24 protein-coding genes and 1 pseudogene are annotated in these 26,987 nt (G+C 43.8%); 15 read left to right on the forward strand and 10 right to left on the reverse strand.

Annotation, left to right across the window (positions count from 1 at the left end):
* Positions 1-74 precede the first annotated feature (74 nt).
* The 5 genes from ACFN7Z_RS00450 to ACFN7Z_RS00470 form a co-directional block, all read right to left on the reverse strand.
* On the reverse strand, positions 75-1,442 hold the full coding sequence (locus ACFN7Z_RS00450) for an MATE family efflux transporter (RefSeq protein WP_262469727.1): 1,368 nt from the start codon (positions 1,440-1,442) through the stop codon (positions 75-77).
* A gap of 124 nt (positions 1,443-1,566) precedes the next feature.
* Complete coding sequence (locus ACFN7Z_RS00455) at positions 1,567-2,724, reverse strand: methionine aminotransferase (RefSeq protein ID WP_395442370.1); 1,158 nt, start codon at positions 2,722-2,724, stop codon at positions 1,567-1,569.
* Positions 2,725-2,824: 100 nt separating this feature from the next.
* Positions 2,825-4,132, reverse strand: a complete 1,308-nt coding sequence (locus ACFN7Z_RS00460) for a DUF445 domain-containing protein (protein WP_395442372.1) — start codon at positions 4,130-4,132, stop codon at positions 2,825-2,827.
* A 16-nt stretch (positions 4,133-4,148) separates the two neighbouring features.
* The gene (locus ACFN7Z_RS00465; RefSeq protein WP_058951504.1) at positions 4,149-4,718 is read right to left on the reverse strand and encodes a CC0125/CC1285 family lipoprotein; all 570 of its coding nucleotides are present in this window, start codon (positions 4,716-4,718) and stop codon (positions 4,149-4,151) included.
* A gap of 38 nt (positions 4,719-4,756) precedes the next feature.
* Positions 4,757-5,296, reverse strand: coding sequence for a DUF924 family protein (locus ACFN7Z_RS00470; RefSeq protein ID WP_130235484.1), 540 nt, complete (start codon positions 5,294-5,296; stop codon positions 4,757-4,759).
* A 225-nt stretch (positions 5,297-5,521) separates the two neighbouring features.
* On the opposite strand from ACFN7Z_RS00470, the gene gshA reads away from it, so the two are divergent.
* Together gshA and ACFN7Z_RS00480 are read left to right on the forward strand one after the other, a co-directional pair.
* Positions 5,522-7,099, forward strand: a complete 1,578-nt coding sequence (gene gshA / locus ACFN7Z_RS00475) for a glutamate--cysteine ligase (protein ID WP_395442375.1) — start codon at positions 5,522-5,524, stop codon at positions 7,097-7,099.
* A 19-nt stretch (positions 7,100-7,118) separates the two neighbouring features.
* The gene (locus ACFN7Z_RS00480) at positions 7,119-7,634 is read left to right on the forward strand and encodes a disulfide bond formation protein B (protein WP_004691779.1); all 516 of its coding nucleotides are present in this window, start codon (positions 7,119-7,121) and stop codon (positions 7,632-7,634) included.
* Between the two features lie 55 nt (positions 7,635-7,689).
* On the opposite strand, the gene ACFN7Z_RS00485 is transcribed toward ACFN7Z_RS00480, so the two are convergent.
* On the reverse strand, positions 7,690-9,021 hold the full coding sequence (locus ACFN7Z_RS00485; RefSeq protein ID WP_234965003.1) for a GPI inositol-deacylase: 1,332 nt from the start codon (positions 9,019-9,021) through the stop codon (positions 7,690-7,692).
* Between the two features lie 240 nt (positions 9,022-9,261).
* On the opposite strand from ACFN7Z_RS00485, the gene ACFN7Z_RS00490 reads away from it, so the two are divergent.
* The 7 genes from ACFN7Z_RS00490 to urtE all read left to right on the forward strand — a co-directional run bounded on the left by ACFN7Z_RS00490 (position 9,262) and on the right by urtE (position 17,724).
* A complete protein-coding gene (locus ACFN7Z_RS00490; RefSeq protein WP_004978340.1) occupies positions 9,262-9,837 on the forward strand; it encodes a YqiA/YcfP family alpha/beta fold hydrolase in 576 nt (191 codons plus the stop codon).
* A 14-nt stretch (positions 9,838-9,851) separates the two neighbouring features.
* On the forward strand, positions 9,852-11,732 hold the full coding sequence (gene parE, locus ACFN7Z_RS00495) for a DNA topoisomerase IV subunit B (RefSeq protein WP_130235480.1): 1,881 nt from the start codon (positions 9,852-9,854) through the stop codon (positions 11,730-11,732).
* 377 nt (positions 11,733-12,109) lie between these two features.
* Complete coding sequence (gene urtA / locus ACFN7Z_RS00500; protein WP_395442378.1) at positions 12,110-13,393, forward strand: urea ABC transporter substrate-binding protein; 1,284 nt, start codon at positions 12,110-12,112, stop codon at positions 13,391-13,393.
* Positions 13,394-13,490: 97 nt separating this feature from the next.
* Entirely contained in the window at positions 13,491-15,122 is a 1,632-nt protein-coding gene (urtB, locus tag ACFN7Z_RS00505; RefSeq protein WP_058870532.1) for an urea ABC transporter permease subunit UrtB, read from the forward strand.
* A 4-nt stretch (positions 15,123-15,126) separates the two neighbouring features.
* Positions 15,127-16,200 carry an urea ABC transporter permease subunit UrtC gene (gene urtC, locus ACFN7Z_RS00510; RefSeq protein WP_395442380.1) on the forward strand — a complete coding sequence of 358 codons (1,074 nt, stop codon included), beginning with the start codon at positions 15,127-15,129 and terminating at the stop codon, positions 16,198-16,200.
* Positions 16,197-17,015 (forward strand): urea ABC transporter ATP-binding protein UrtD, encoded by an 819-nt coding sequence (gene urtD, locus ACFN7Z_RS00515; RefSeq protein ID WP_279697955.1) that lies wholly within the window; start codon positions 16,197-16,199, stop codon positions 17,013-17,015. Before urtC ends, urtD begins: the two co-directional genes overlap by 4 nt.
* A gap of 10 nt (positions 17,016-17,025) precedes the next feature.
* On the forward strand, positions 17,026-17,724 hold the full coding sequence (gene urtE / locus ACFN7Z_RS00520) for an urea ABC transporter ATP-binding subunit UrtE (protein ID WP_004978326.1): 699 nt from the start codon (positions 17,026-17,028) through the stop codon (positions 17,722-17,724).
* A gap of 81 nt (positions 17,725-17,805) precedes the next feature.
* Here urtE and ACFN7Z_RS00525 read toward each other — a convergent pair whose 3' ends face one another.
* Positions 17,806-18,513, reverse strand: coding sequence for a phospholipase D family protein (locus tag ACFN7Z_RS00525; protein WP_114837816.1), 708 nt, complete (start codon positions 18,511-18,513; stop codon positions 17,806-17,808).
* 352 nt (positions 18,514-18,865) lie between these two features.
* On the opposite strand from ACFN7Z_RS00525, the gene ACFN7Z_RS00530 reads away from it, so the two are divergent.
* Positions 18,866-19,372, forward strand: coding sequence for a DUF1877 family protein (locus ACFN7Z_RS00530; RefSeq protein ID WP_279697957.1), 507 nt, complete (start codon positions 18,866-18,868; stop codon positions 19,370-19,372).
* Here the strand turns inward: ACFN7Z_RS00530 and ACFN7Z_RS00535 are convergent.
* Together ACFN7Z_RS00535 and ACFN7Z_RS00540 are read right to left on the reverse strand one after the other, a co-directional pair.
* Entirely contained in the window at positions 19,361-19,867 is a 507-nt protein-coding gene (locus ACFN7Z_RS00535; protein WP_279697958.1) for a GNAT family N-acetyltransferase, read from the reverse strand. The two genes, ACFN7Z_RS00530 and ACFN7Z_RS00535, sit on opposite strands and share 12 nt — an antisense overlap.
* 96 nt (positions 19,868-19,963) lie before the next feature.
* On the reverse strand, positions 19,964-20,713 hold the full coding sequence (locus ACFN7Z_RS00540) for an outer membrane protein OmpK (protein ID WP_004978320.1): 750 nt from the start codon (positions 20,711-20,713) through the stop codon (positions 19,964-19,966).
* Positions 20,714-21,402: 689 nt separating this feature from the next.
* On the opposite strand from ACFN7Z_RS00540, the gene ACFN7Z_RS00545 reads away from it, so the two are divergent.
* From ACFN7Z_RS00545 to ACFN7Z_RS00565, 5 genes are all read left to right on the forward strand, one after another.
* Entirely contained in the window at positions 21,403-21,777 is a 375-nt protein-coding gene (locus tag ACFN7Z_RS00545; RefSeq protein WP_004691760.1) for an HPF/RaiA family ribosome-associated protein, read from the forward strand.
* A 139-nt stretch (positions 21,778-21,916) separates the two neighbouring features.
* Positions 21,917-22,459, forward strand: coding sequence for a hypothetical protein (locus tag ACFN7Z_RS00550; protein WP_004978318.1), 543 nt, complete (start codon positions 21,917-21,919; stop codon positions 22,457-22,459).
* Positions 22,460-22,473: 14 nt separating this feature from the next.
* On the forward strand, positions 22,474-23,244 hold the full coding sequence (locus tag ACFN7Z_RS00555; RefSeq protein ID WP_234304337.1) for a transporter: 771 nt from the start codon (positions 22,474-22,476) through the stop codon (positions 23,242-23,244).
* Between the two features lie 19 nt (positions 23,245-23,263).
* A complete protein-coding gene (dsbD, locus tag ACFN7Z_RS00560) occupies positions 23,264-25,090 on the forward strand; it encodes a protein-disulfide reductase DsbD (RefSeq protein WP_325086789.1) in 1,827 nt (608 codons plus the stop codon).
* Positions 25,091-25,107: 17 nt separating this feature from the next.
* Positions 25,108-25,746: a glutathione S-transferase family protein gene (locus tag ACFN7Z_RS00565; protein WP_104221640.1), complete on the forward strand. Its 639-nt coding sequence runs from the start codon at positions 25,108-25,110 to the stop codon at positions 25,744-25,746.
* Here ACFN7Z_RS00565 and ACFN7Z_RS00570 read toward each other — a convergent pair.
* Positions 25,743-26,974 (reverse strand): annotated as a pseudogene (locus ACFN7Z_RS00570) (GGDEF domain-containing protein). The gene ACFN7Z_RS00565 and the pseudogene ACFN7Z_RS00570 sit on opposite strands and share 4 nt — an antisense overlap.
* Positions 26,975-26,987: the final 13 nt, after the last annotated feature.

Genomic DNA, 26,987 nt, shown 5'->3' on the forward strand with positions numbered 1-26,987 from the left:
TGGCGGGTTTTTTTATGCTTAATTTTAAAGAGTGTCATGATCAAAAACGTGTTCTATCAAATATCTGTTTAGCTTTAAATGAGCGTTTCAATGGTCTTTTTCTTCCAAACAAATTGATAATAAAGCCCCTGCATAATGCATAAGCTGACAAAGGCCAGTGCATAAGCATACCAAATCCCTTGCAGTCCCCACCATTCACTAAATAAGTAGGCACAGGGCACTTCAATCGCAATAATCGCAACGATATTGATGATCATGGGCATGGTGACTGTACCACTGGCCCGCATAATGGAGGAAAAAATGGCACTGGCACCAAAGAATAAAATAGACCACAGCACAATGAACAACAGCTGTTGCCCTAGTTCAACCACTGCATGGTCCGTGATAAACAGTGCCATGAGGTATTTGGAGAAAAGATAAGCCAAGACCACCAAGGAACCTGTAATGGTGATGTTCATGCCGAGCGCTGTACGCGTGACTTTGGCCAATAACTCGGATTTGCCTGCGCCAATGGCTTGTGCACCAAAAATCGATGCAGCAATGGCAATCGACAGGGCGGGGAATTGAATATAATTCAGAACCTGATTGACCGCACCATAGGCTGCGGTCGCATCGGCCCCATGGCGGTTGACTAGGCCCACAATCACAAGACCCGCAACCGAGGTGGTGATCATTTGAATGCCTGTTGGAACCCCTAAGCGCAGAATGATTTTACTCAGCTGGCGGTCAAAGCGAATATGACGTAGCAGTTGTGCATCGAGTCTGAGTGGGTGCTGTTTATAGTTCAAATAGAAATACAAAAAGGTCAGCACGGAAACAAAGCCTAAAATGGTCGCAATAGCAGGCGCAACAATCCCCAGTTTTGGAAAGCCGAAATAACCCGCAATCAGAACTGGCGTGACACAAAGCCCAATCAAGATGGTCATGCCAGAGGCTATCAGTGGTGTCGTGCTGTCTCCGACACCGCGTAAAATTGAGGTATAAATAATATATACAAACAGTAGGGGACTACCTGCCAACATCCATTGCACATAAGGTAACGAGAGATGCATGACGTCTTCATCGATACCCAAAGCCGATAAAATTGGTCGCGCAAAAACTACCCCTAAAAATGCAATAAAGCTGCCACCAATGAGAGTCATAAAAATAGTGGAGCCGACCACCGCACGGACTTTTTCAATATTCTGTGCGCCCCATGCTTGACCAACCAAGACGGTAGAACCCGCAGATAGTCCAATTACGAAGGCCATTAAGCAAAATAGGATGGGGAAGAACACCGCAACTGCTGCAATCGCCTGCACACCCATCATCTGTCCGACAAAGATGGTATTAATTGTACCCGACAGATTTTGCAGAATATTGGTGGCAATCAAAGGCATCAGGAAAATAAAAAAGGCTTTCCATAGCTTTTGTTGTTGCACCAATGGGGTGTGTGCTGACATAGGTCATCCTGAGGTTATTTTTATTACATTTCTAAGGCTTACCCTAGCATAGTTCAGTGTTGAAAAGCCGATGTATTTCAGTAAGCGAAGCCTGTTCTTGTGCAAAAGCAAAGCTGAAAAAGGTTTAAACGCTTTGTAAAATTTCAGCTGCCTGAGCCAAGGTTTGATCGGTCTTTGCAAAGCAAAAACGAATCATGCGCAAAGCCTCTGGCGCCTGCTGATAAAACACCGAAACAGGAATGCCAACAATGCCATGCTGCTCTGCCAGAAAGCGGCAAAATTCAACATCGTTTAAATCGGGACGAATGCGGCTGTAGTCGACATTTTGAAAGTAAGTGCCTTGCGAAGGCAGCCATTGAAAGCGTGAACCAGTTAAACCCTCAATAAAACGATCGCGTTTTGCTTGATAAAAGCCCGCTAAGTTTTGAATATGCTCAGGATGTTGCTGCATATAATTGGCCAAAGCCAGTTGTACAGGGGTGACTCCGCAGAAGTTGGCAAACTGATAGACCTGTCGGAACAGTTGCATCAGCGCAGGTGTAGCAACGCAGTATCCGGTTTTCCAACCGGTCACATGAAAGGTTTTGCCAAAGGAACCCACCACCACACTGCGTTCACGCAGTTCAGGAAAAGACAAAGCCGAATAGTGACGTTGACCATCAAATACCAGATGTTCATAGACTTCATCAGACAGGACTAAAATATTGGTGTCGCGAATCAGTTCAATCAGCGTCAACCAATCTTGCTTGCTCCAAATAGCACCACTCGGGTTATGTGGTGTGTTGATAATGATCAGTTTGGTTTTGGCCGTAATGGCTGATTTGACCTGCTCCCAATCGACTGAAAAATGTGGGGGTTGGAGCGCAATATGAATGGCTTTACCCCCAACTAACGCAACACTTGGCGCATAGCTGTCATAACTGGGGTCAAAAATGAGGACTTCATCATCCGCATGGACTACGGCTTGAATGGTGGCAAAAAGGCCAATGGTTGCGCCCGGAGTGATGGTAATTTCAGTCATCGGGTCGAGCTGAATCTGATCGCGTTGTGCAAATTGCTGCGCCAGTTGCTCGCGTAATAACCAGACTCCATCGCCTGGAGCATACTGATTGAAACCACTTTGAATGGCCTTTGCTAAAGCATCCAGCAGTTCAGCAGGAGCTTCGAAGTCTGGAAAACCTTGGGATAGATTTAGGGCATTTAAGCGCTGTGCCATGGCAGTCATGGTGCTGAAAATAGTGACGCCTTGTGCAGGCAGTTTAGATGAAGGCAACTGAATCATGAATGCTTAAAAGTGTCTAAATATCAGCCCAAAATAGCATATTCATCCCCTTTTACTTATGCAAATTTTGCATGTAGTGCAGGCGTAAAGCATGCATTTTTTATAAGAGCTGTTCAACTGCCGCGCGAATAATCCCCAGTGCTAAGCCAATAAATGCACCGACTACCACACCATTGACCCGAATCATATGCAAGTCGCCACCGACTTCATTTTCGATCTTGTCAATCATTACACTGGAGTCCCATTCGTGAATACGTTCGCTGATAAAACGAATGACTTTTTCGCTGTATTGGTCGCTGAGATTGACCACAATGCCGCTGAGGCGTTGATTGAGCAAGTCTCTGACGGCTTGATTGGAGATGATGTTCTCCCCAATTTGTTGAATGGATACACGGATGTTGTGAGCAATACCAGAGTCTGGTTTTTGCAAGTCTTGTTTAATGGCATCACATAAAATGACCACTGCACCGCTAATAAAATTCAGCACTTGTGGGCTATCTAGTAGGGCATCTTTGGTTTGGTTTAAACGCTGGCTGGCCCTACTGTCAGTGTCTGCTAGTTCGAGCATGAGCGCATGTCCCATCGCTTCAATCTTTTGACGCCACGGATGCTCAGGATCGGCCAACATCGACTCGACTCGTTGAATGAGTGAGTCGATGGTTCTTTGCTGCACATCGATGCCAATCCAACTGGCCCCTTTGGCCAGTTTCCAAACCCCGAGTTCTTTGAACAAGGTTCGGGTCAACTCACGACTTTGTTCAGGATGTTGGGTCATCCAGTCATGCGCCAAGTCGAGTCCGCGTTGTAATACATCTTGATGGAAATCATTTTCCAGCACTGCACGCAGCATTTCACTGGCCAAATGATTGACCTGAGTGTTACGCACCCATTGCACGCTGTTACTTTGAATAAAGCGTCCGATTTGTTCTTGGCCTACAAACTCAAAGACTTTAGGCACCGTTTGTTGAATGACTTGGGTGACTTGCAGATTGTTTTGTGGGTTGGCAAGCCATTGGCCAACCGCCAAAGACAGGTCGGTACTTTGCAGGCTTTTTTCCACCACTTGTGGAGAAAGAAAATTCTCTTGTACAAAGCGGCCCATAGACTCTGCAATACGGTCTTTGTTACGAGGAATAATTTCGGTGTGATCGCGTAAAAACTTTGGAATCGGCATTTTTCCAAAGGGATTACGGAACAGCACAGTAATGGCATACCAGTCAGCCAAGCCGCCGACCACACCTGCTTCGGCGGATAACATTAAAATATGAATGATCCAAACCTTGTCTGTGGGGACAAACTTGGCCACGACCATCAGCAGCAGCCATGTCACCACTGCCGTGATTAAGGCAATGGTGGCAAAGCGTTTACTGCGTTTCAGACTCGATGGGACGGCTTGAGGTTCATTCATAGGCAGGCTCTATGCTTTATTTGCTGGTCGACGCGGGGCTACTCGGTTCAGGCGGTGGGAGCACTTCACCCGTTGGACTCAAACCGTATTTTCCACCCAGCGATTTTAAAATCAGCGTGGCATCAAAGGCATCGCTTGGTGCCGATTTTTGGTCTTTAAAGCATTGAATGCTGTATGACACTTGCACGGGGTCAATGTCGACTACACGTGGTACATCGTAGAACGGATCAGGCCAAAAGGCAGGATGGCGAGAATAATAACCATATGGGTAATAAGGCATTGGGTTTGAATACACCACGGCCTGCCTTGGTGGTTGGTTTTGGTTGCTCGGGTCATTCAGTACTTTAAAGAAGCGATAACCATTTTGCACTGTGGTTTGCGCAGCTTTGACCAGCGTAATTTCTTCAGCCGTGCCATAGCTCATATTTGGGCGAGCTTGGAAGCTGATGCGATAAGTCGAGGTGTTTAATGGCGTATTACTAAACCGACCTAACTGGTCGAAGGTTAAGGGCTTTGAGGGGGTAGAGGCACAGCCTACTAAACTCAGACCCGTCGCCAGTGCACAGGCGATTAAAATTTTCTTCATGAGATAGACTCCTTAGCACAGAGGGAGAAGCCGAACAGTTAAAAATGGCTGTTGGGCTGAGTCAAAAAATCCAGTTCTTCTTGGCTTGAGTTGCGGCCAAGGACTTGGTTCCGATGCGGATAGCGTCCAAAACGATCGATAATCACTTTGTGACGCTGTTCAAAATCGAGGTTAATCGGATTGCCTAAGTCTTCGAACAATTTTAAAGCATATTGATGAATAAGTTTCGATTCACTATGCATAAAGGGCATATATAAAAAACTGCGTTGTATGGGTGGCAGCGCTGCATCCAGTTGTAGCGTGATGGCTTCTTGTGCTAAAGCCAAGGCCAAAGCGTCCTGAGCAAAGGCCAAAGAACTGTTGCGATACAGGTTTCTCGACAGTTGGTCGAGCACAATAATTTCAGCCAAACGCCCTTCAGCACTACTGCGCCAAGACCATAGCTCAGCATGCGCCGCTTGTTGATGAATTGTCTTAAATTTTTCTTCGATGAGTGCATCGAACGCATCATTTTGGCTAAACCACCAGCTTTGGTTTTTGGGATCGAACCAAAAATCTAAAATTTCTTGATAATTCATAAAGTTTACAATTCTTTAGCATTTATTCTTCAATACAATCACACTTTTGACATGTCTAATAGCGTAACTTTGTGATAAATATTTTCCGAAAAAATAGAACAGATGGTTTACTTGAAAATAGGACTGGGTGTAATGTGCCGAATTAAAATCACGTTATACTGATATAAACTGATGATTTTATTTTATTCGTCGTTGTAATTGTTTCTTCCAAAAAGTGAGATTGTAATGGGTCAACCCGCATCTAAATCTACAGCTGTGTTACCGACTTGGGTCAATTCATCACTTTTGCAAGGGATGTTACGCGGGATTGAGCGCGAAAGTTTGCGCATGCAAAGTGATGGTTTTTTATCACAAGCCGATCATCCGCAAGCTTTGGGTTCTGCGCTGACTCATCCGCATATTACGACGGATTATTCGGAAGCTTTATTAGAGTTTATTACACCACCCCAGCCCAGCATTACTGAGGCGTTGCATTATTTAAAAGACATTCATAGCGTGGCGCATCGTCATCTGGAACATGGTGAAAAGCTCTGGCCGCTGTCGATGCCATGCATGTTGGATGACAATGACGATAAAATCCGATTAGCCCAATATGGCAGCTCAAATATCGGGAAGTTCAAGACCTTGTACCGTCATGGTTTAGGGGTACGTTATGGTCGCCGTATGCAAACCATTTCAGGTTTACACTATAACTTATCTTTTCCAGATCAACTGTTTGAACAATTACAACAACATGAAACAGATGAAGCACTAAAAGCCTTATCTGCACAAGACTATCGTAGTCACCGCTATTTTGGATTGATCCGCAACTTTATTCGCCTTACGCCGTTGGTGATGTTTTTGGTCGGGGCAAGTCCATCGGTCTGCCAGTGTTTTATGACAGGGCGTGAACATCATCTGTTGCCATTGCTGCGCGGGACCTTGTATTTACCGTATGCAACTGCTTTACGCATGGGACGCTTTGGTTATCAAAACTCAGCACAAAAGCAGCTCGGGATTCATTACAACAATATCGACGGTTATCTCGAAGGCCTACAAAAAGCAGTCAAAACCGCTTATGCGCCGTTTAGTCGCTTAGGCCTCAACGATGCGCAGGGCGAGCCGATTCAAATTAATGATCATGTCCTACAAATTGAAAATGAGTACTACAGTTTGGTGCGTCCAAAGCAAGTGCCGCTAGCAGGTGAAACACCATCACAAGCGCTGAGCAATCGTGGTGTCGGTTATGTGGAACTGCGTGCGGTGGATGTGAACCCGTATAGCCCAATTGGGATCAATGAAGATACCGCAGGTTTCTTAGAAGTGTTGGCGCTGTATTGCTTACTGCTGGATAGCCCAGACTTATTGGCGGCAGAGCAAGATCAAATCGAGAAAAACCAAGCGGAAGTGGTCAATCGTGGTCGTGCACCGAATGCTGCAATTGCTGTGGGTGAGCAATCGTTTCCAATTGAAGCATGGAGTCAGTCTCATTTAGAGGCGATGCAAGAACTGGTTGTATTGTTAGATCAGTGCTATGACACCACACTGTATAGTAAAGCGATGACAGTCATGCAACAGAGAGTCGCTGAAGTTGATGATACTTTGTCGGCGCAGATGATCGAAGATACTCTGGAAGCTGGTGGGACATGGGGCTTTGGTAGCCAAATGGCCGCACAACATGCATCGAGTTATGAGCGTCATCAGTTGAGTGCAGAGACATGGGCTTATTTTGACGATTTAGCTACGCAATCACTGCAACAACAACAGCAATTAGAGCAAGACAGTCAACTGAGTTTTGAGCAGTATCTTGCACAATTTAGATAAAAAATTAAGAGGATTGACCATGCAATGGAGTTATCGCTTCGTGAGTGGTGTTTTGGTTTTAGCCAGTATCATTGGGATGGCCTTTGCCTTATATTTAGAGCATGGCCCGCTACAGTTAAACCCATGTCCACTCTGTGTGTTCCAACGTGTGGGGCTGATTGGACTGGGGATTATTTCGCTGATTGCCTTTTTGCATAACCCAGCATCGAATGGTTTTAAACGCTTTTATGCATTTTTAGGCAGCCTCTCGATCTTATGGTCGGCCGGTGTGGCAGCACGTCACGTTTGGTTACAGAGCTTACCGCCTGATCAAGTGCCGAGCTGTGGCCCAGGCTTGGATTATTGGTTAGACACTTTGCCGCTGCGTGCTGTGTTTGAGCAAGTTTTAACAGGTTCAGGTGAATGTGCACTGGTAGATTGGACTTTCTTGGGTCAGTCTTTACCTGTTTGGTCGTTGGTGTTTTTTGTGGTACTGGCGTTGATTAGCCTGTGGCAACTGTTGCGTAAATATCCAAGCCACGCGAAGAAAAAATAATAAAGATAAAAAAAGCCAACGTCATGTTGGCTTTTTTATTGGATGTATCAGTAGTTTAGGTGAGTGCAATGCCCTCCAAATCATCCAACCCGATCATGTATTCATGCACTTGACCATATTCCGTTTCGGTTGGATTTGGATAGAACCAATTGACGATTTGTTCGGAAACACTGGCATCGGTGTGTAGCTCAAAATGATTTAAGCCGTAGAAAATGGCTTTATGTGAATCGGGGACTTTCAGTTGAAAGCGTGGATTCATATGCTCGCCTAAGGCACTTTTCACACTTACCAAGTAATCCCCAATCACATTGAGCGCACGATATTTGCGATGTTCAAACTCAATCGTACCTGCCACTAAGAAGGTATTGATATGGGAGGGCAAAGGGGCTGGCTTACGGTTGTCATCAACATGACCAATACGCGCTTCATTATGTTCCCAGTCATCGTCCCGTACACTGCCATGACGTAAGTCTAAAATACCGTTGCTGCGAATGTTGACGATATGTCCAATAATTTTGACAAAAGGGAAACGTCCCAATTTGTCCTGCAAATGAAAGCCAAAACGTTCTAAAGCCGCACCATGATGCGGAGAACCAATACAGACCATGTTTTCCACCACATGAATCCAACTTTGCATATTTTGTTTGCCGTAGAACAGCGCACTGCGCGAAACCAGTCCGCCCATACTGTGCCCAATCAGATCAATCGAGCTAATCCGTGGGTTACGGTTGAGTAAGTCTTGTAGTGAGTTGGCAAAGCTACGCCCATTGGCTGAAATACGACGACCCGTGTTGTAGTTGAGATATAGCATGGTATTTTGTGCACGTTGCGCCAGCAGTTTTTCCCCTATACCGCCATAACGCGCCGTGCTCCAGTACAAATGGTTCATGCATAGACCGTGGACCATAATCACCACGCGACCAGACAACTCGCCTTGCTGGATAGCACCGTAATGATCATAAAATACCATCGGTAGCGCTACAGGGTTATGATATTTCAGTAAATAGTCGCCCAAAACACCATTGATTGCACCGACTAAATAATGCATGGTTGGGGTTAAGGGTTTGCGATGCAAATTTGGAAATTTCTCAATGATATGACGCAAACTTGGCGCCAATAAATAGCTACCGTAGTTTTGCAAGGTATTGAAGGAAAACTGGTAAATTTTTTCAATTGACCGTGTCGACAGAAACTTCTTGGAACTGGTTTCATTCATCCCAAATAAACTGATTAAAATTTCACGCTGAATGGCCTGAATTAAATCGTGGACGACGTCGCCTAAGCGAGTTGTCACCAACTGAGCAATCCCTTCAAGCAGGTCGGCTTGGCTGGGAGGAGTACGATCCCATTTACAATAGGTCTCGTGCAGAGGCGTTAAACTTGGCATTTTTTCTACCCTTGTGTTTCTGTGTCCAAAGGGACTTTATTTTTTTCAACGATCACGGTATAAATTCTTAGCACTCTAGCTTATCTAATTCATCTCGAACAACTTTTACAATAGCGATGAATACACAGATGACCTTATTTTTTTGTCTGACAATTTTTATATCCATACAAAATAATACAGTCGGCTGAAGCCATCTCTTTTGAGTTCAATAAAAATGATGTAGAAGAGTAAATGTACAGCATGAATATTATTTATTTACATGGCTTTCAAAGCAGTTCTTTATCGATTAAAGGTCAATTGCTGAAACGCTATTGCGAATCTCATCCACAGTGGCACGTGCATTTGCCAGACTTGAACATGCCGCCACATTTGGCCTTAGAAAAATTGGCCGCCTTGATTCAGGAGTTGGATCAGGTAGTACTGGTGGGCAGTAGTTTAGGTGGATTTTATGCGACACAACTGGTCGCGAAGTTGGCAGTACCGGCTGTGCTGATCAATCCGGCTATGCAACCATGGCATTTGTTCCGAGATCTATTTGGTGCGACGCAACTGCCCTATAGAGTCAATGAACATTGGACGCTCGATGATGCGCAATTGGACTATTTAGAACAGATTGAACTGCCATTTGTGCAAGATGCAGACAAAATTTTAGTGTTATTGCAACAAGGCGATGAAGTTTTGGATTATCGTGAAGCACAGCGCTATTATAATGGCGCAGCGCTCGTGATCTCGGAAACGCAAGGCAATCATGCGATGGAAGATTTCGCAGACAAAATACCGATGGCATTACAGTTTTTATCGGACTGCTTAAAATAAGGAAACAGTACAACGTGTCTCAATATACGGCTCAATCGCTTGAAGTATTATCTGGTTTAGATCCGGTACGTCGTCGTCCCGGCATGTATACCGATACCACACGCCCAAACCATTTGGCGCAAGAGGTTATTGATAATGCAGTCGATGAGGCACTGGCTGGTCATGCCAACAAAATTACCGTCACCGTTTATAAAGATGGTTCACTCTCAGTCGAAGACAATGGTCGCGGTATGCCTGTCGATATTCACCCCGAATATGGTCAAAGCGGGATTGAGATCATCCTGACTAAGCTGCATGCAGGTGGTAAATTCAGTACCGACAACTACCAGTTTTCAGGCGGTTTGCATGGTGTAGGCATTTCCGTGGTAAATGCCTTATCTAGCCGAGTCGAAGTAGAAGTTCAGCGTCAAGGCAATCTCTATCAAATGGCGTTTGAGCAGGGTGAACCGACTGCGCCCTTGACGGTGTTAGAAGGCAAAGCTCCGAAACGTGCGACAGGAACCACCGTTCACTTTTGGCCTGAAGCCAAATATTTTGATTCACCGAAATTTGCCTTGAAAGCGCTGAAGCACAACTTAAAAGCCAAAGCTGTTTTGGCGGCTGGTTTGCAAATCAATTATGTCGACCAAATCAATGACGAAAAAATCGTTTGGCAGTTTGAAAATGGCCTCGTCGATTATTTGATGGATGAAATTGAAGATCGTGAGATTCTGCCTCATCCAGCCTTTGTGGCAACAGGAGATGCTGAGCGTGCCAGTGCCGAATTTGCCATTTGTTGGAATGTCGATGGCGGCGAGTTGGTCCAAGAAAGTTATGTGAACCTGATTCCCACTGCGCAGGGCGGAACCCATGTAAATGGTCTACGCTCAGGTGTGACCGATGCAATGCGTGAGTTTTGTGAACTGCGTAACTTGCTGCCACGCAATATGAAGCTGTCAGCTGAAGACGTCTGGGATGGTGTGAACTATATTTTGTCGTTGAAGTTCCAAGAGCCACAGTTTTCAGGCCAAACCAAAGAGCGTTTATCTAGCCGTGAAGCATCGGGCATTGTCCAGAACATTGCCAAAGATGCTTTTGCACTATGGTTGAACCAAAACTCCGATATTGCCATGCAGTTGGCAGAAATGGCGATCTCGAAAGCAGGTCGTCGTCTGAAAGCTGCGAAAAAAGTTGAACGTAAGAAAATTGTGGCAGGTCCGACTTTACCCGGAAAATTGTCAGACTGTGTTGGACATACCCTAGAAGAGTCTGAACTGTTCATTGTGGAAGGTGATTCTGCGGGTGGTTCAGCCAAGCAGGCGCGTGATAAAAACTTCCAAGCGATCATGCCTATTCGTGGGAAAATCTTAAATACTTGGGAAGTCTCTTCTGATGAAGTCTTGGCTTCGCAAGAAGTGCATAACATTGCCATTGCGATCGGGGTCGATCCGGGGTCGGATGATTTATCCGAATTACGTTATGGCAAGATCTGTATTTTGGCCGATGCTGACTCGGATGGTCTACACATTGCGACGCTGCTGTGTGCTTTGTTTGTGAAACATTTTCCAATCTTGGTTGAAGAAGGACATCTGTATGTGGCGATGCCTCCGTTGTATCGAATTGATGATGCAAAAGATGTGCACTATGCCTTGGACGATGACGAGCTTGAAAGCATGTTGAAAAAATGCAAAACCAAGAACCCGCAAATTACTCGATTTAAAGGTTTGGGTGAAATGAACGCAAGCCAACTGCGTGAAACTACGCTGGATCCAAACACACGCCGTTTGGTGCAATTAGATTTGGATGACAGTCATTTTACTGCTGGTTTGTTGGACAAGTTGCTGGCCAAAAAACGTTCGAGTGACCGTAAAGAATGGTTAGAGCAGAAAGGTAACTTGGCCGAGTTAGTGGTTTAAGTACGGCTAAGGACAAAATCAAAAAGCCCGCACATTGCGGGCTTTTTGCTGCGCAGATGAGCAATAAAATTGCGCCTAATCTGTGCACAATTTTCCAGATCAATCGACTGAATTAGGCGAAATGAATTGATTTGGAACACATGATGTATACAAGTTTGTATGCAGAAAAGTAGCCATTTGGGCGAAAATCCACCTAAAATGCAGTGCATTTAATAATTAATAAATAATTGATAATAATTAAAATAATTAAAATTTTTACAATGATTTTCACATCATAAAACCCTGCTTGGCATAGAAATTGAATTGGCACTCATAGCGCGAATAACAATCATGCATTGCAAAATGCACCCTAAGTTTCAAGTTTGGAGAAAATCAAGATGTTCCAACAAAAATTACTCACTAAAACATTCCTTGCAACTGCAATGATGGGGACTATTGCTTTGACAGGTTGTTCAAAACCTGCGGAGAAAGCGGAAACAGCAACGTCTGAGCCAACAGTGGCAGTGAGCAGTGGTGACACCATCAAAGTCGGAATTTTGCACTCGCTCTCAGGCACCATGGCAATTTCTGAAACCTCTCTCAAAGACACGGCATTGATGACGATCAATGAAATTAATGCCAACGGTGGGGTACTGGGCAAAAAGTTAGAACCTGTAGTGGTCGATCCAGCATCTGATTGGCCTTTATTTGCTGAAAAAGCACGTCAACTCATTACCCAAGATAAAGTCGCGGTGATTTTTGGTTCATGGACATCGGTATCGCGTAAGTCAGTGTTACCTGTGGTAGAAGAGTTGAATGGTTTATTGTTCTATCCAGTGCAGTATGAGGGGCAGGAACAGTCGAAAAATATTTTCTATACAGGCGCCGCACCGAACCAACAGGCGATTCCTGCGGTGGAATATTTGATGAGCGAAGAGGGCGGTAAAGCAGAGCGCTTTGTTCTACTCGGTACGGACTATGTCTACCCACGCACCACCAATAAAATTTTACGTGCGTTCTTGAAGTCGAAAGGTGTGGCCGATGCGGACATCATGGAAGAGTACACCCCCTTTGGTCATAGTAACTATCAAACCATTGTTGGAAATGTGAAGAAATTTGCTGCGGGTAAGAAAACCGCGGTCATTTCAACCATCAATGGTGATTCTAACGTACCGTTCTATCGTGAGCTAGGCAACCAAGGCATTAAAGCTTCGGATATTCCAGTCATGGCTTTCTCTGTGGGTGAAGAAGAACTCCGTGGTATTGATACCAAACCATTGGTTGGACATTTGGCTGCTTGGAACTATTTCATGTCGGTGAAAAACCCGACCAATACTGAATTTGTCAATAAAATGAAGCAGTATGCAGTGGAATATAAACTGCCGAATGCTGACAAAATCGTGACCAATGACCCGATGGAAGCCACCTATGTGGGCATTAATATGTGGAAGCAAGCGGTTGAAAAGGCAGGCAGTACTGATGTTGATAAAGTTCGCGTTGCGATGGCTGGTCAAGAGTTCAAAGCACCATCAGGCTATACCTTAAAAATGGATGCTGAAAATCATCATCTACAAAAACCAGTGATGATTGGTGAAATTCGAGGTGATGGTCAGTTTGACGTGGTCTATAAAACACCAAATGTGATTAAGGCGGAACCTTGGAGTCCGTACATTCCTAAATAATTGTCTTAAGCGTTGAGCCTGCTGCGATTGCTGTGGGCTTTTCAGTAAGCACATCCCGATGGGGGGATGTTTTAAGCAAGCTTAAGGAAGTCATATTATGAATCTTAAATTTTTTTGTGCTGCACTGCTGTGCGCAATGGCACAGCTCGTGAGTAGCAGTATTTGGGCTGAAGAGGCGCAACTTTCTGCTCAGACCCAAAGCGTATCAGCATCAAATGATACGATTCAACGTTTTGTCAAAGCTGAGTTTGCTGAGCGCCGTGCCATGCTCAACCAATGGCCGGGGACGATTGAAGAATTTGATCGATTGGTGGCACTGATCGACAGTGATGAGCTGTATCGGGATAGTGCAGGCACGACGTATATCTTAAAAAATAATGAAAAATTATTGCGTTATCCCGATGAGCAAGTGATTGAAACTTGGCCGGGGGATTTGTCTCAGGTCACTTTGGTCAACACTTTACGTAAAGCCTTAAACTTTGGGCAGGCACAGGCCAAATTAAAATCTGAAGAATCTGCCCAACGTTTAGCAGCCATTGATATTTTAGAAAATAATCTGTCTGAACTGAATGTTGCGCAGATTAATCAGCTCTATCTGCATGAACAAAATAATAAAGTTAAACAGCGCTTGGCACAGCTTAAAGCACGCCTCGACTTTGAAAGTCCAGATGTTTTAGTCCAAATTCAGGCTGCTAAAGTCCTTACCGATTCCAATCGTCCCGAGGTGCTGGCACTGGTTGAGCAAGCTTTAACTCAATCAAATTTGAACCCAGAACTTAAAGCCGTGTTGGTGGATGCCAAAAGTCAGATTAAAACACGGATTCAGGTCAGTGAATGGGCAGGGCATGTATTTTCTGGTTTCAGTACAGCCAGTATTTTACTGCTAGCAGCGCTCGGTTTAGCCATCACTTATGGCCTGCTTGGTGTGATTAATATGGCGCATGGTGAGTTGATTATGATTGGGGCCTATACCACCTATGTGGTGCAAAGCCTGTTTAAGACTTATTTAGGTAGTTATGTCGATTGGTATTTAATTGCAGCTATTCCTGCAGCCTTTTTGGTGAGCGCCTTAATTGGCATGTTGATTGAACGGACGGTGATTCGTCCACTGTACGGTCGTCAGCTTGAAACCTTGTTGGCCACTTTTGGGGTCAGTCTGATTTTGATGCAATTGGTGCGGATGATTTTTGGCGCACAAAATGTTGAAGTCTCGAATATTTCTTGGTTATCGGGGGGGATAGCGCTGAGTCCAAGTTTGATGCTGCCGTATAACCGGATTGCCATTATTGTGTTTACGGTTGCGGTGCTACTGCTGTTGGTTTACCTACTCAATAAAACCCGCTTTGGTCTGTTTGTACGTGCCGTAACACAAAACCGTCAAATGGCACGTGCTGTCGGTATTCGCTCTAGCCGTATCGATATGTTGGCCTTTGGGCTGGGTTCTGGGCTGGCTGGTCTAGCAGGCTGTGCCTTAGCACAGGTGGGCAATGTTGGGCCTGATTTGGGTCAGAACTACATTATCGATGCTTTCTTGGTTGTTGTTGTGGGTGGTGTTGGACAAGTTTGGGGAGCTGTGCTGGCGGCACTTGGTTTAGGGATCAGCGGTACGGTCCTTGAAATTGGGATGGGGGCTGTTCTTGCAAAAATTATTCTACTGGTTCTTGTGATTTTGTTTATTCAAAAACGTCCACAAGGTTTGTTTGCCATCAAAGGCCGTTTTGTGGAGTAAGCGCATGAAAATCACTTCTTTATTTTCCGATAAACCTTATAGTGCGCTCGCTATTGCGGTCTGCTTTGCGGTGATGCTGATCCTGCCTTGGTTACATTTACTACCAGTCGATTCAGCCTTTCATCTCTCTGCGTATTGGGTCACCTTGATTGGCAAAATCATGTGTTTGGCTCTGGTGGCTTTGGCGCTGGACTTGGTTTGGGGGTATGCAGGCATTTTAAGCCTAGGCCATGGCTTGTACTTTGCCCTCGGCGGCTACGCCTTTGGTATGTATCTGATGCGCCAGACGGCAGGTGACAGCCTGCCTGACTTTATGCGTTTTTTAAGCTGGACTGAACTGCCGTGGTATTGGGTGGGCAGCAATCATTTCTTATGGGCTTTGGCCTTGGTGGTGTTGGTGCCCGGTATGGTGGCCTTCATCTTTGGTTTCTTTGCCTTTCGCTCCAAAATTAAAGGCGTGTATTTCTCGATTATTACGCAGGCCATGACATTTGCTGCGGCACTGTTATTTTTCCGCAATGAAACAGGCTTTGGCGGAAACAATGGGTTTACAGGCTTTAAGACTATTTTAGGCATGGATATCACTTCTGCTTCCATGCGTGCCACCTTATGTTCCCTAACGGCTTTGGTGTTGATGTTGTGCTTTGTAGGGTTGCGTCATTTAATGAATAAACCCTACGGTCGTGTGCTGGGGGCGATTCGGGACAGTGAAAACCGCTTGCAGTATTTGGGCTACCGCACGCTGTGGTACAAACTTTCTGCATGGGTGCTGTCCGCAGTAATTGCAGGTATTGCAGGAGCCTTGTATGTGCCCCAAGCTGGCATTATTAACCCGAGTGAAATGAACCCCGTCAATTCGATTGAAATGGCGGTATGGGTGGCTGCGGGTGGGCGTGGGACTTTGATTGGCCCAATTTTGGGTGCAGGGTTAATTAATGGCGTGAAAACCTATTTCACCGTGGCTTATCCAGAAGCATGGTTATTGATCTTGGGTGCTTTATTTATTGTGGTCACTATTTTCTTACCCAAAGGTGTGATTGGTCTATTTGACCGTTTTAAAAAGGAGCGTAGCGAATGAGTGAGCTAATACAACCTCATGGTGGCCATGCTTCAGACGGCTATGGACGTCCCAAAGAACAAGGTGCCGACTTCAGTCATGGGATTGCACTGTACTTGGAAAAAGTCAGTGTTTGGTTTGATGCTTTTCGTGCCTTAAATGATTTATCGCTATACATCCAAGAAGGCGAGCTACGCTGCATCATTGGGCCCAATGGGGCAGGTAAAACCACACTAATGGATGTGATTACGGGCAAAACCCGACCGACCGAAGGCTCGGTTTTTTTTGGGCAAAACTATGATTTGGCCAAGATGAGTACCGAGGAAATTGCGGAAGCAGGCATTGGGCGTAAATTTCAAAAACCAACGGTATTTGAAAACTTTAGCGTGATGGAAAACTTACTGCTTGCTGCACCAAAAGATAAGCGGGTGAAGAAAAGCTTTTTTAGCAAACTAGATCCAGACGCACAGCTGGCTTTGGAGGAGTCCTTAGCGCAAATTCGCCTAGAAGAATGGGTAAACAAACCTGCGGGGCTGTTGTCACATGGGCAAAAGCAATGGTTGGAAATCGGCATGCTGCTTATGCAACGTCCTAAGCTGATTCTACTCGATGAACCCGTGGCCGGTATGACTGATGCCGAAACGGAACGAACCGCTGAGCTATGTTTAGAGCTGAAGAAAAATCACACCTTGGTGGTGGTTGAACATGATATGAGCTTTATCGACACCATCAGTGAAAAAGTGACGGTACTGGCTCAAGGGGCGATCTTAGCCGAAGGTACATTGGCTGAGGTACAGGCCAATGAGGATGTGATTGAGAAATATTTAGGACGTTAAGGAGCCGACCATGTTAGAAGTCAAAGACGTCAATCAGTTTTACGGTGGCAGTCATATTTTAAGAGATGTTTCATTTCAGGCCCCTGTGGGAGAGTGCTCCGTGGTGCTGGGGCGGAATGGCGTAGGGAAAACCACTTTACTGAAATGTTTAATGGGGATTTTACCGATCAAGTCCGGACAGATTCTACTTGATGGTCAGGACATCTCGAAAATGAGTCCCGAGCAACGTGTGCGTGCAGGTTTGGCTTATGTGCCGCAAGGGCGTGATATTTTTTCAACCTTAACTGTCGAAGAAAATATCCTGATTGGCATGGCCAAGTTTAAGGGAGCGAAAACTCGAAGAGTGCCTGAGCATTTGTATGAAATTTTCCCCATTTTAGATGAAATGAAGCACCGCCGAGGTGGGGATTTATCGGGTGGGCAGCAGCAGCAACTGGCGATTGCGCGTGCTTTAGCATCAGAGCCTCGGGTATTGATTTTGGATGAGCCTACAGAAGGCATTCAACCTTCTATTATCAAAGACATTGGCCGAGTGATTCGTAAACTGGCGGATGGCGGCGACATGGCGGTGGTTTTGGTCGAGCAGTTTTATGATTTTGCCGAGGAGCTGGCCGATGCATATACCGTCATGGCCCGTGGACAAGTGATTGCGCAAGGGGCAGGCTGTGAAATGCCTGCAAAAGGTATTCGAGAATTGGTAGCGATTTAAGCTTTTTTATTCTCCCCCTCTTCCAAAGGGAGAGGGGACAGCCTCCCTTTTAAAAGGGAGGTTTGGAGGGATTTATTATTTTTAAATTTCAGTATTTTCATCCCATAGAAAATAAATACCATACTGACCAGTTCGGAACTCACCACCAATAGCTTTTCCTGAATCGGTAAGAAAATGTTTTCCATTTTCTGTAAGGTTTAAATAGCCTTTATTGACTAATTTTTCTAATAAGTCTGGGGTTTTAATTCCAACTTTTGCTGCGAGTTTTGCAGTTGTTAGTTTGGTAAAAATTATTTCTTCTTCGCTTTCTTTTATTTCTAAAACTGGAGAAGCTTCAGCTTTTACTTCATCTAGAGTAATACGTACTTCATCACTAATACGGATAATTCGTTGAGCTTCTTCATAAGCATCTTTGAAGACTTCATTATCTTCATACTTCCGGACTAAGATCCCCATTTCATTGTTATTGACTTGGCTGAACTCATAAAGGTTTAGACTTGAAATAATACATTCACTTTCATTGATATAGCATTTTGCATGTAAGTTTTTGCAAAAACTAACGCGAACATAATCCAATTTTTGCATCCATTTAATTTCGTCTGGATGTAAATCGCTTTTTCCATAGACAATACGAATGTCAATTTTGAGACGATCTTTATCTTCTAACAATTCCTTAATTCGGTCATTTAAACGGAGATAAGGACTAATTAAAATGAGACGCTCTTTGGCATTTTTGATGAGTTCTTCAAGAAAAAAATTAGTACCACTCGTATTTAAAAATTTTGCCATTGAACCCTCTGATTATTTTGAATAATTAAATGAGATATTAGCGCATAAATACTTGGTTAGGGGTGATCTAGACGTGTAATTTGAATTTTTTTATCAAGCTGAAAAATATCACAATTACGTCCTGTATAGTCCCACCAAAAACGCCAAAGCACTTGGGAAATCCATGATTTCATCACCAATATACATATTTACTCATGCTAATCCGTTTGAGTATGTGTTTTTCTAGTTCTTGAATTTGAAGAACTGTCGGGGATTTGGGTCTTTTATGAAAAATTACTCATACAAATTGTTTGAGCAGTATGCTTTTAGACGCGTTAAGCTAAGGGAAAGCAACAACAATAAGAGCAGCCATATGGACACATTATTATTAAGTATTCCGCCCAATGCTTTGGAAACGTTGATTTTAGAATCGATTTCTGTCGACGATGTGCTGAATTCGGAGCACATCGAATCACATCTGCTTTTAGGTAAAAACTGGAAAATCTTACAGACCTTATTACAAGGCAGTTTTAAGTCTGGCACTTCATTACTGGCCTTGAGTGTGCAAGCCGAGCATCACTTGGCAGAGTGCCAAAAACAACTTACAGAGGTACGTTATAACACCGCGGTTCGTGTGGTTGAAGTTCAAGAGGCTTTAGAAAAACTGGATATCGAAGATTTTAAAAAACATATGCAAACCACGTGTTTGAAACGCTTAGAACAGGAACATGGCATCCAGACTGAATCGATTGAATTGCAATTTGCCGAGTTGAGTTTAGTCTTTGCTCAGCTGAGAAACTTTTATGAACATGCGGCTAAGCATACCTATGCCGTAATTAGTGTAACCAGTGACAATTTAACGCCAATCTCACTGATTTAACATCAATTGCATCAACACCAGATCACGCCATTGCCCAAACTTTTGTCCGACTTGGGGCATATAACCAGTTTGTACAAAGCCAAACTTTTCATGCAAAGCAATTGAAGCCAGATTGGCGTGGTCAATCCCTGCAACCATGACATGCATGTGCTGCATTTTTGCTTGTTCAATCAAATACGCTAAAAGCTGTTGACCTAAGCCTTGACGGGCATAGTTGGGTGAAATATAAATCGAGTGCTCAACGGTATAACGATAGCCTGAAAAATTACGGAAGGTGGCATAGTCTGCAAAGCCTGCAATGGCCTGCGTTTCTTGGTCTTCCACCACGCAAAATGGAAATTGGTTTTGTTGAAAGTGTAGTAGTTGTTTTTGGAAATGCGCTAAATCATAGGCATGTTCATTCCAAGTGGCCATGCCATGTAAGACTTCTGCATTATAAATATTTTGGATCGCGGGCAGATCGTGTTCAGTAGTTGGACGAATGAGAAAAGACATGAAGGCAAGGTTGTATGCGTTGGGGCTTTATCATGCTGCTTTTGCATAAAAAAAAGCAAGACAGAAGTCTTGCTTTTGGATATTCACAAAAGTGAATTAGAAGTGGTATTTGATTAACGCACTTACGTCATTTTGGTCTAAACCTTTGATGGCGTATTTGTTGTTCCAAACTGAGTGCTCAACACCCACATAAAGACGTGTATCTGGAGAAATGTGTTTACCTACATTCCATTTCCATTGAGTTGTCCAGTTTAACTCACTTGCATGAGTTGCATTTTCACCTGTTGACCAGTCAAGGAAGCCGTCAATAAGAAAATCTTCTGAACCAAGTTTAACTGGGATACCGTAGGCAGCAGTCATTTGGTAGTCATCAGTAGTCCCTTTTTCATTGTCTGCTTTGTAGAAGTTAAGTTGAGCATATTGGAAATAAGGAATAGCAAGATCAAAACCAATACCATAGAGGTAGTTATTGAAGTCTGCACCTGGGTAGTTAGAGCTGTTCGCTTCCCATGTTCCTGCAATTAAAATATCTTTGATCGGACCAGCTTCTAATTTAGTCCCTGTCACTGCGCTTAAGCTTAAACGAGGAGAAAGCTCGAAATATGTGCTGTTTTCAAAGTCATTGTGAGCACGGTCAGCAAAGCCGAAAAAATCACCATATTTTAACTTAGCAGTATATTCTACAGTTGCAGTCGTTTGCTGGTTGTTGTCATCCATATTTACAGGATGAGCATAGTTTTCACCATATAAACCAGTGATGCTAAAGTCTTGCCAAATCGGCGCAGCTTGAGAAATTGCCGCAGCAGAAGATAATGCTACGAAAGCAGCAATTTGAGTCAGTTTCATGAATATTTCCCCAAAAAAATCCGATACAGGATACCGATTATTAAGCAAAAATAAAGCCAAATTTGACGAACATCATGGAAGATAGATATCAAAATGAGCCATTTTTTATACTTTTTTTACCAAATGGTTTAATGTTACCTTTCAGGCATGACACTTAATTTGATATGGACCTTCTTGGAAAAAATGTTAGGTGATTGAATAATAAATTTAGCAATATCGACATGATACAGCTCGGGAAAATCCTAGAATGGAACAGAGTTTGCAATTATTTGGGGATGTTTGCAAAGAATCAATGATCGATGTTTGCAGTCATTCCTGCCGTAATTGAAGTTGTCGTAATCATTAGATTTTTTTGTTCATTCTAGCCAATGAAGTCATGTGAATAGTTAGAAGATGGAATCAAATCCATCTGTTTTTAGCCATGCAAGTAAGGGCTTGTCACAATAAGTATCCTTTTCATATTTTTTTAAAAATATCACTTGCATAATTTTCAGTTAGGCCCGATATTCAAAGGAGAAGGACACAGATCTGCAGACTCAAAAGTGTTCATCATTCAATCTATGGAGGTTACATTCCAAAGCAATTGAAGATGGTCGAATACTGTTAAAACAGTAAGTTACAAGTGTGCCAAGAGATACAAATCTTCGTACAAAAAGAGTCGAATAAAGAAAGAGAGAGGATGTTATTTTATGAACATAGAAATCCGTACAGATAAAAACATTCAAAATAGTGACCGTTTAATTAGTTATATACGCGAAGAGCTGAATCAAGAATTTCAACGTCACAGTGAGCGCATTACCCACTTTTCAGTGCATCTAAGTGATGCCAATAGCCATAAAGGCGGAGATGACGACATTCAATGTATGATTGAAGCACGTCCTGCAGGTTTAAAACCCGTGGTTGTAAATCATAAAGGTCATAATGTCGATACAGCGATTCATGGCGCGATCGATCGCCTTAAACGTAGTTTAGAACATACCTTTGAAAAAAATGATAAACCACGTGCTGGCCAACCTGTATATGCAGATCAGGATGATGGCCTGGTTGATGATGAGGAAGATTAAACCTCACCGAATTTAAAAAAAGCCCCTCAATCAGGGGCTTTTTTAATGCTGAGTACTCACTTTTATCCAACATTACGGATAACAAATGCCCCGTTTATTCGGCATAATAGAATAAACTGAATTGAAGAGCGTCATCTCCATGTTAACCGCGCAACAACAAGCTTTCGTGCAAGCACTTGAAGAATTAGATCTTCAACAAGTTCAACGTCTATTGACCGATGGGTTAAGTCTCAATTTTATCGATCCTGAAAAAGGACCTGTGATTTCTGTCTGGTCAGACGGCTTATTCAAATGGTGGGAAGCGATTTGCGAAGCGTATGAAGCAGGTGCACCACTGTCAGAACAAGAAAAACAACAGACTCTAGCGGTACATTTAGATATTTTAGAACAACTGATTCATGGCAAAGCAAACTTGCATTTGTGGGATACAGAAGAAATTTATGGCCCACTTTGGGATGCGGCAAGTGCTGCATGTGCGCCAGCGGTCAAACGTTTATTGGACGAAAAAGTCGATCCAAACACCAAAGATGAAGACGGTTTAACTATTTTATCTTCCATTAGCGATTTATTCTTTGATTGTGAGTTTGACGAAATTAATTGGGCCGAAGCATTGGCTGAAGAAAAGCAAACTTTAGAGTTGCTTCGTCAGCATGGTGCAAAAATGACAAAAGAATTAGCTTAAACAGCGAGATCATCATGATGCAATTAAAACATTTAGGTTTATGTGTAGCCGCTGGGTTCAGTATGAATGCGATGGCCGCAGATTTTTCTTTTGATCGTCCGGGTTCGGGCATAGGGACAGGGATTACGCCTGTGGGTCAGTTGGCTTGGGAGCAGGGCTTGGCCAATGCGCACTATGCTGAATCGACCACGGCTGATGGTGAAAAAGTCAAAACCACCAGCTTAAATGCAGATATGCTATTGCGCACAGGTTTAGCTGAAAACATCGAATTGCAATTGGGTTGGGCTGGGCCCTCTTGGCAACAAATGAAAGTGGCAGGCAATAAGTCTGAAACAGATGGTTTGGGTGATGTCAGTGTGGGTGTGAAAGCGGCGATTCCTTTGGATGATGAACGCTTGAGTATGGCGGTACTGGCTGAAGCGATTATTGCCACAGGTAATGATGGTTTCACCAATGAAGATGATATTTATAGCCTGTCATCTGTGGTGGCATACGATTATAGCGACCTCGTGTCGACATCCATCACTATGCGTTATGAAGTGCAAAATAGTGATTGGGCCATTTCTGCAATTCCGACTTTAGAATATCAATTTACCGATAAACTTAGCGGTTTTTCTGAATTGGTTTATCGTAAAGCAGAAAGTCAAGACAATGAATATGCGCTCGGTACAGGTGTCATGTATGCGGTGAATAATCGGATGCAGTTAGACGCAAGTATTGGTGTTGACTTAAATGGTTCAGATAAAAGTTATTATTCAGGACTTGGCGTTTCATACTTATTTTAATTAGAAAAAAGAACATATTATGAAAAAGCATCTTCATCTGAAAAAGGGGATGAGCGGCAAAACGTGGTATCTGGCACTGTCAGTATTGATCATCAATCTGTGTATCTGGGCCAGTATCCTAAACGTTCATGCAGAAACTCCACTCCTATCAGCTGAAGATGCTTTTCCATTTACAGTGGAATCTACGACTGAGCATACGGCTCAACTGCACTGGAATATTCCTGAACAGTATTATCTGTATCAGCACAAATTTGAAGTGCAACAGGCGGGTCAGCCCCTTAAGCTTGAGCTACCGCCTGCGCATGATATGTATGATGAAAACTATGGACACACCCAAGTTTATTATCAACAAGTGCAATTTGACTTAGACACACAGGCTTCACAAACTTATAAGGTGACTTGGCAAGGCTGTGCCAAAGATCGCATTTGCTATCCACCGCAAAGCATTGAGTTTAAAACTGATGTTAATAGCTTGGTCAGCCTACAAGATCAAGCGGGTGGATCAAAACGACTGTTAGATTTAGCCGCGCAGTCGAATCCGCAATTTGAGCCGATCAACCCCACAGTCACTGCTGAACCCGCCGCAATAGCTTCTGATATGATGGCTGCGCAAGACCAAATTTGGTCTGAAGAGTTAGCCAAAAGCTCGTTGGCCTATGGTTTATTGCTGTTCTTTGGCCTCGGGATATTACTCGCGTTTACGCCGTGTTCTTTACCGATGTTGCCGATTTTAACCTCATTAATTATTCGCGATAGCAAAGGCCTGAAAGCATGGATGATTGCCTTGGTCTTTGTGTGCAGTATGGCCATGATCTATGCCATTTTGGGCTTGGTGGCCTCATCAGCAGGTTTGAACTTCCAGCGTTGGTTACAACAGCCATCCACCCTGATTGCTTTTAGCATTCTTTTTGTTTTATTCGCGCTCAATCTATTTGGTTTGTTTGAACTTAAACTGCCGCAAGCCGTAGTGAATAAACTTGATCATATCCAGTCTATGCAAAAGGGTGGAAGCCTGATCAGTGCTGCGATTATGGGCATGATCTCTGCGCTGTTGGTTGGACCGTGTATGACTGCGCCTTTGGCAGGCGCTTTACTGTTTATTTCACAGACACAAAGCCAGTGGCAAGGGGCCATTTTGCTGTTCACCTTAGGCTTTGGTATGGGTACACCGCTGTTACTGGCAAGCGTACTGGGCGCTAAGGTATTGCCTCGTGCTGGGCTGTGGATGAATCAGGTTCGGGTATTCTTTGCTTTCATCATGTTGGCTTTGGCGTTGTATTTTGTACGTCCTTTGCTTTCTGAAACATGGATGCAAGCCCTGAGTCTGCTGCTAGGGTTAAGCTTTATCATCTATGTGTTGTATCGTTTGATGTGGCATAAAACTCAGTTGCGTATGCTGTATATCGTGGCTTTAGTTATTGGCGGGACGTACATTGCTTATAGCCAATATCAGCAGAGTCAGCGTTTCTTTGAAGCACCAGTGGCTTCATCTGCGCGTTGGCATGTGGCAGCGACGGCAGCGGAGTTTAAGCAGCTCTTGGCACAAGCACCAAAAGGTCAAAAGATCATTATCGATGTCTATGCGGATTGGTGTGTTGCTTGTCAGCCGATTGAACACCGTATATTAAAGTCTGCAACGGTACAGCAAGCGCTTGCGCCATATTATTTGATTAAATTGGATTTGAGTCATTACGATGCAACCCATCAAGTGCTTTTAAACCAGTGGGATATTTTAGGACCACCGACCTATTTATTCTTAGATGCCTCACAACAAGAAATTCGTGGTTTACGTTTAACCGGTGCATTTACTGAGGCTGAACTTTTAGCTCAATTACAACGTTTTTAACCTGAGGGAGAAGGGTGATGCAACGTTTATATATTGCCAATAAAAATTACTCCAGCTGGTCAATGCGAGCGTGGTTGGTCTTGACCGCATTTAACATCGATTTTGAAGAGGCACTGGTTCGCTTTGATGCGACAAACCCCAGTTTTAAAGAGCAACTGTCCCACATTCATGCCAATGCTAAAGTGCCCGTATTGGACGTGGGTGAATTTAAAATTTGGGACTCTTTAGCCATCTGTGAATATTTGGCCGAGCAAAATCCAGATTTAGCGCTGTGGCCTAAACTGGCTCATTTGAGAGCACAAGCACGTAGTATCAGTTGTGAAATGCACAGTAGTTTTATGGCACTACGCCAATTGTGCCCGATGAATATTCAAGCGCAGTACAGCATAGCTGAGGGGCAAGCTCTGTGGGCGCAGCATGCTGAATTAAGAGCAGATGTCGAACGAATTGAACAAATTTGGGCACATCGTGCAGATGAACATCCCTTTCTATTTGGTGATTTTTCTATAGCCGATGCCTTCTATGCCCCTGTAGTGATGCGCTTTAAGAGTTATGCACTGCCTGTATCTGAACGTAGCCAGCAGTATATGCAACACATTATGCAGCATCCTGCGGTCATAAAATGGGTTGACGCGGCACGGGCAGAAGCAGTTTAGTTGGATGAGATGTGCTGTGTGTCTGCACATGCGGCGCTATATTTGAGCTTACAGGAATTGATTTCCAGATAGCATTTGATTTGATTGCGTCCACTGGCTTTAGCGGCATAGAGTGCTTTGTCTGCTTGATCCAAAAGCTGTTGCGGTTTCAATTTATCCGTCGCTAGGGCAATGCCGAAACTGGCAGTAATGCGAATTGCACGTCCATCTTCATTTTGAATCACTAAATCTTCAATGGCTGCACGGCAACGTTCCGCAATTTGACGAGCTTTAAGGGCAGAAGACTGCTTTAAAATGAGTATAAATTCTTCACCCCAAAACGGCCGACTACATCACTTTCACGCAAATGAAGGCCCAATTTTTGACTTACGGCAATCAGAACCGTATCTCCCATATGATGTCCAAATTGATCATTGATATTTTTAAAGTGGTCGAGGTCTAAAAGCACGATGGCATAGGGGCAATCTTTATCATGATGCAACTCATTTAAGCTTTGGTTAATACTGCGGCGGTTCAAGGCGTTGGTGAGTTGGTCGGTCTAACTTAAATGTTGAATCAGTCGCTCACGATGCCGCCATTGGCTGAGTAAGATTTCAAATAAAATCAGACAAGTGACAAGAATAGGGGTAATGAAATACAGCATTGAAAATAACCAAAACCCATTATAAAACAGCTTGCCGTTAATGGTGAAAAGTGGAGAGTAGGGCATGACATCTATAAAACTGAGATAGCCTGAGAAGACCAAAAAGCTGGTTGCTGGAATCAGCATGATATAAATGATTTTGCGTTTAAACAGGACTAAGCCCACGGTCAGCAAACAAATGTAGGCAATCATAGTCATTGGGCTTAATACGCCAACGAAATAACTGTCTTGGCAAAGAGAAATGACAAAAATGCCGATTGCAACATAGGGTAAAAAACGCTGCACCCAGACGCGATCATGTAGGGCATAGCAGGGATAAATCAGTCCTGACAAGGTCAGTAAAAAGATAGAGTTCAGTACAAATTGGATGCGTACAATATCGAGATTGACCACCTGCCAATATTGCGGGTTCAGTAGGATAAAGCTATCCCAACCGAGCCAAGCAACATGAATAATGCAAGCCAAAACCAACATCAGAATGCACTTTTTCAAGGTACTCCAATTCATGATGACTTCCTCTTCAAGTAGATAATGAGAAAGTTTGCTGTTGCTTAGCTGTTTAGATATTGAGAACCATGAACTCATTCAATCGTTTCAT

This window comes from Acinetobacter sp. P1332 (assembly GCF_044057475.1).
In the GTDB taxonomy this organism is placed as follows: domain Bacteria; phylum Pseudomonadota; class Gammaproteobacteria; order Pseudomonadales; family Moraxellaceae; genus Acinetobacter; species Acinetobacter johnsonii.